General features: G+C 79.1%; 5 protein-coding genes and 1 tRNA gene. 2 read left to right on the top strand and 4 right to left on the bottom strand.

Going from position 1 to position 4,839, the window contains the following annotated elements; genetic code table 11:
• The coding region (locus tag E1266_RS35590) for an alpha/beta hydrolase fold domain-containing protein (RefSeq protein ID WP_207946123.1) at positions 1-643 on the bottom strand (643 nt) is incomplete at its 3' end.
• 269 nt (positions 644-912) lie between these two features.
• Between E1266_RS35590 and E1266_RS35595 the strand changes: the two genes are divergently transcribed.
• A tRNA-Arg gene (locus E1266_RS35595) sits at positions 913-985 on the top strand.
• A 67-nt stretch (positions 986-1,052) separates the two neighbouring features.
• Here the strand turns inward: E1266_RS35595 and E1266_RS35600 are convergent.
• From E1266_RS35600 to rsgA, 3 genes are all read right to left on the bottom strand, one after another.
• Positions 1,053-1,781: a TetR/AcrR family transcriptional regulator gene (locus E1266_RS35600; protein ID WP_132054738.1), complete on the bottom strand. Its 729-nt coding sequence runs from the start codon at positions 1,779-1,781 to the stop codon at positions 1,053-1,055.
• A gap of 124 nt (positions 1,782-1,905) precedes the next feature.
• Positions 1,906-2,415, bottom strand: a complete 510-nt coding sequence (locus tag E1266_RS35605; protein ID WP_243719303.1) for a GNAT family N-acetyltransferase — start codon at positions 2,413-2,415, stop codon at positions 1,906-1,908.
• Between the two features lie 5 nt (positions 2,416-2,420).
• Complete coding sequence (gene rsgA, locus E1266_RS35610) at positions 2,421-3,584, bottom strand: ribosome small subunit-dependent GTPase A (RefSeq protein ID WP_132054742.1); 1,164 nt, start codon at positions 3,582-3,584, stop codon at positions 2,421-2,423.
• 323 nt (positions 3,585-3,907) lie between these two features.
• Between rsgA and E1266_RS35615 the strand changes: the two genes are divergently transcribed.
• A partial coding sequence (locus tag E1266_RS35615; RefSeq protein ID WP_132054744.1) for a hypothetical protein occupies positions 3,908-4,839 on the top strand: 932 nt, incomplete at its 3' end.

Below are 4,839 nucleotides of genomic sequence, written 5' to 3' on the forward strand. Positions count from 1 at the left end.
GGTAGGCGCGCAGGGCTCGGTCGACGCCGGAGGGCGGGAACCGCAGGCCGTCGGGGTCGGGTTGCCGCGGCGGGACGGCGCGCAGGTCGAGCGCCGGGTACAGCAGCACCTGCAGCGCGGGGCGCGCGGGCCCGGGGCCGCGGAGCCGCGCGGCCGCGGCGGCGGCGATCTGGCCGCCGGCGCTGTCGCCGGCGACGCCGATCCGGGCGGGGTCCAGGCCGAGGGCGGCGGCGTGCCCGGCAGTCCAGCGGACCGCGGCTGCGGCGTCGTCGACCGCGGCGGGGTAGGGGTCCTCGGGCGGCCGGCGGTAGCCGACCGACACCCAGGCGGTGCCGCTGGCCAGCGCGAGCGCCCGGACGACGGGGTCGTAGGACTCGACGTCGCCGAGGATCCAGCCGCCGCCGTGGAAGAACACCAGCGCCGGTGCGGGTGCGCCGGAGCCGGGCCGGTACAGGCGTGCGGGCAGCGGCCCGGCGGGGCCGTCCACGACGAGGTCCTCGACGGTGTGCACCGGTGGGCGCGGGGAGCGGGCCAGGTCGGCGGCGAGTTCGCGGCGCGCATCCTCGACACCGCCGCCGGGCGGCGCCGCGGGTTCGGCGAGGCGGCGGCGCATGAACGCCAGGTACTCCGGATCGCGGCCCATGAAACCCTCCCGGGGGCCGAGCCTACGGGTCCCCCCGCCGGACCGGGAACCGCGGCCGCCCCCGGGTCGGGCAGCGGAGCGCACCGGGTCGGGGCGGCGGAAAACCCTTTGCCGCGGTGCGGGCGGGCGGGGCAGTCTGGATCAGGCAGGCACCGCACCGGTCCATGGCGCCGGAGCCGGGCGGCGGTCCGCGCGGCCGCCGCGGGCGGGTTCGACTCCCGCCGGCGTCTTCGGCTCCGCCCCCGCGTCACCCTGGGGGCGGGGCCCCGCTCCCCGTAGCTCAGCGGACAGAGCACCGGCCTCCGAAGCCGGGAGCCGCAGGTTCGATTCCTGCCGGGGAGACCCCGGCCCGCCGGTCACGGCCAGGTCAGGGCCCGCCGGTGAGGGCCCGCCGGTCAGGGCCCGCCGGTCAGGGCAGGGCGCGGGCGATGCAGTCCAGGACGCGTTCCAGCCCGTGGCGGAACTGCTCGTCGCCGGACATGCGCGGCAGCCGCGCCTCCCGCACGACCCGCTCGAACCTGGGGAAGTCGCCGGTGGCCAGCAGGTCCCGCAGGTGGGGGTCCAGGTGCGGGTCGTCGTGGGTCCGCCACGGCCCCGGCGGCGTCCGGCCCTGCCCGCCGCCCCGGGCCGCCGCCGCGATCTCGCCGCGCACGACGTGCTGGACGTAGCCGTTCAGCATGTCGATCAGCGTGATCACGTCGTCGAGGGGCGGGCCGACGTCCAGCGCGCCGATCGCGAACTCCATCAGCCGCAGCCGGTTGGGGCCGAGCATGGCGCGGGTGCCGTCCAGGCCCGCCAGCCAGGGGTGCCGCAGCCAGATCGCGCGGGTGCTCTCGGCGATCAGCGTCAGGTCCGCGCGCCAGTCGCCGCTGGGGCGGGGCGGCACGTCCATCTCCGCCAGGACGTGGTCGGCCATCAGCTCGACCAGGTCGTCGCGGGAGGAGACGTACCGGTACAGCGACATCGCGGCGGTGCCGAGGTCGGCCGCGATCCGGCGCATCGACGCGGCCTCCAGGCCGTCGGCGTCGGCGATGCGGATCGCCGCCTCGGTGATCTGGACGCGGCTGTAGGCGGGGCGGGGGCCGCGGCCCGGCCGCTCCGGGACCGACCAGATGCTGACGTGCTCGCCGCCTGTCACCGGACCTCCTGATGCTCTCCCCAGGCATCCTAGTTGCGTACGCCATACCCAAAAGGGCGGCTCTCCCGTCCGCCGGGACGCGGGCTGCGCGTCCCGGCGGACGGGCGCCGTCCCCGGCCGGCTGTTACACGCCGAACGGGGCGGGGTAGGCGATCGTGCCGGACGGGACCGGGCCCGGCCCGTCCAGCACCAGCGCCATCAGCGCCTCATCCGGCACCTCGAACGGCGCGGCGACCCCCAGCGACGACGCCGGCGCGAACCCGAACCGCGGGTAGTACCCCGGATGCCCGAGCACCACCACCAGCCGCTCGCCCCGCCCGCCGGCGGCGCGCGCGGCCGCCGCGGCCAGCGCCGCGCGGACCGCGGCGCCGCCCGCTCCCCGTCGCTGCCGGGCGGGCAGGACGGCCACCGGCGCCAGCGCCAGCGCGGCGGCCCCGCCCACGCGGCAGCGGGTGAGCAGCGCGTACCCGGCGACCACGCCGCCGGGCGTCTCGGCGACCGCCGCCAGGCCCGGCACCCAGGCCGGGTCCCGGCGCAGCGCGTCGACCAGGCGGGCCTCCTGCTCGGTCGGGAACGCCGCCGCGACCACGGCGCGGACCGCCGCGGCGTCGCCGGGGCCCTCCGGTCTGGTCACCCAGGTCACCGGCCCCGCCCCCGTTCCCGGTACATCCGCCGCTGCCACCGGGAGATCTCCTTGGACCGGGCGCGGCGCTCGGCGTCCAGGCGGGCGTCGGCGCGGGAGGCGATCCAGTCGTTCTCGCGCTGCAGCTTGCGGTGGCTGTCCAGGCGCCGCCGCGGCAGCGTCCCGTCCTCGACGGCGGCCAGGACCGCGCAGCCCGGCTCGGTGCGGTGCGCGCAGTCGCCGAACCGGCAGTCCGCGGCCAGTTCGGCGATGTCGGCGAACGCGCGTTCCAGGCCGTCGGACGCCTCGAACAGGCCCACGCCGCGCAGGCCCGGCGTGTCGATCAGGACGCCGCCGCCCGGCAGCGGCAGCAGCTCGCGCCGGACGGTGGTGTGGCGGCCCTTGCCGTCGCTCGCCCGGACCGCGCCGGTGGCCAGCGCGTCCCGGCCGAGCAGCGCGTTGCCGAGGGTGGACTTGCCCGACCCCGACGGCCCGACCAGGACCACCGTCCCGTGCAGGGCGGCGCGGACGGCGCCGACGCCGTCGCCGGACGCGGCGCTGCACGCGACCACGTCCACGCCCGGCGCGGCCTCGGCGACCCGCGCCTCGGCGCCGGCGGTGCCGGGCACGCGGTCGGCCTTGGTGAGCACGACCACCGGCCGCGCGCCGCTCTCGAACGCCAGGGCCAGCAGCCGCTCGACGCGGCCGAGGTCCAGGCGGGCGTCCAGCGACACCGTGATGGCGACGGTGTCGACGTTGGCGGCCAGCACCTGGCCGCGCGAGTCCCGCGACGCCGACGACCGCACGATCGCGGTCCGGCGCGGCAGCAGCGCCGCCACCACCGGCCGCCCGCCGGGGCCGCCGGGTCGCAGCGCCGCCCAGTCGCCCGTGCACGGCACCAGCGGCGGCCCGCCCGGCGCACCGGCGGGCGGATCGATGAACAGATCAGCGGATGAATCAGCGGATGAATCGACGGACAGATCAGCGGGCGAGGCGGGGACCGGGCCGGTCACGGCCCGCATAGGGCCCTGCCCGGTGACCACGTCGCACAGGCCGCGGTCGACCGCGGCCACGCGCGCGGGGATCAGCCCCGCCGCGCTGTAGGAGGTGAACGCGTTGTCGAGGGCGTCGTCCCAGCCGTAGGCGGCCAGCGGCGACGACCCCGCGGATGCGGAAGGCAATGTCTTGGAACCCTTGCGTGAAAAGGGGCCCCGGCGCGTCCGCGTCCGGCCGGTGAGGCGGGACGGGTCAGCCGGCGGCCCGGGGAAGGAGGACGGGCCGAGTGCCGCGCACGGCGGCGACCGCAGCGACGGCCATACGTCTCCACCTCCCCTTCCCGGTTCCGCCCGCGACTGTACTCGCCGCCCCCGGACCCGCGCCAGCCATTTATCCGCCGCCCCGTCCCCGGCGCCCGTCCGGGGCGGCGGGTGCTCCCCCGCGTGGGGGAGCGGGATCGGCCGCCGCAGGGAGGCGCCGCCCCGCCGCCGGCCCGCAGGATCGGGCCATGACCACCCAGCTCACCGGCCCGGCCGCCGCGCCCGGGAACGCGCACCCCGGCCCCGACGGCGGCCGCGGCCTCGACCGCGTCGTGCCGTGGGCCGCGCCCGCCTGGCTGCTCGCCTACGGCGTCCTGCGCGCCTACTGGGCGGCCGGGAACCAGCCGCGGAACATGTCGCCCGCCGGGCCCGACCTGGTCGTGTTCACCGGCTGGCGGGGCGTCGCGCTGTGCGGAGCCGCAACGGCCGTCCTGCTCGCCCTCGCGCACCCGGCGGCGCGGCACCGCACCGGTCGGGTCCTGCGGCTCGCCGCGTGGACGGCCGCGGCGGCCCTGGCCGCCGCGGCCGCGATGCTGCTCCTCGACGTGATCGGCGCGGTCCTGCCCGGCCTCGGCGTCCCCTTCCACCCGCTGGGCGCGCTCAGCCGCGCCGCGTGCGCGGCCGCCGCGGCGGGCCCGCTCGGCCGCACCCCCGCGTGGGCGTACCGGGCCGCCTACCTCGCCGTCGCCGGCTGCGCCGCCCGCGTCGCGGCGCAGGCCGCCGTCGGGTTCGGCGCGTCGCCCCTGTCGGGCGGCGCGTCGGCGCTGCTGTTCGAGGCCGGGTTCGTGCTCGGCGGGACCCTGCTGCCGCTCGCGCTCGTGCACCCCTTCGGGCGGACGTGGCCGCGCCCGCTGCCCGTCCTCGGCGGGCGCCGCGTCCCGCGCCGGCTGGTGCTGTGGCCGGCCGCCGCGGTCTCCGCCGGCCTGACCGTCTACTTCGGGCTGATGCTGCTGCTGATGTGCTGGGAGCGGCTCCACGGCCGCGACCCGTTCCCGCCCGAAGGGGGCCTCGACCTGCCCGAGGCGTTCTTCTGGGCCGCCGTCCCCGCCTACGTCCTGTGGGGTGCGGGGATGGCCGTGGCCGCCCGCGCCTACGCCCGCCGCACCCGCGCCCCCTGCCC

The organism is Actinomadura sp. 7K534 (genome assembly GCF_004348575.1).
Lineage (GTDB): Bacteria > Actinomycetota > Actinomycetes > Streptosporangiales > Streptosporangiaceae > Spirillospora > Spirillospora livida.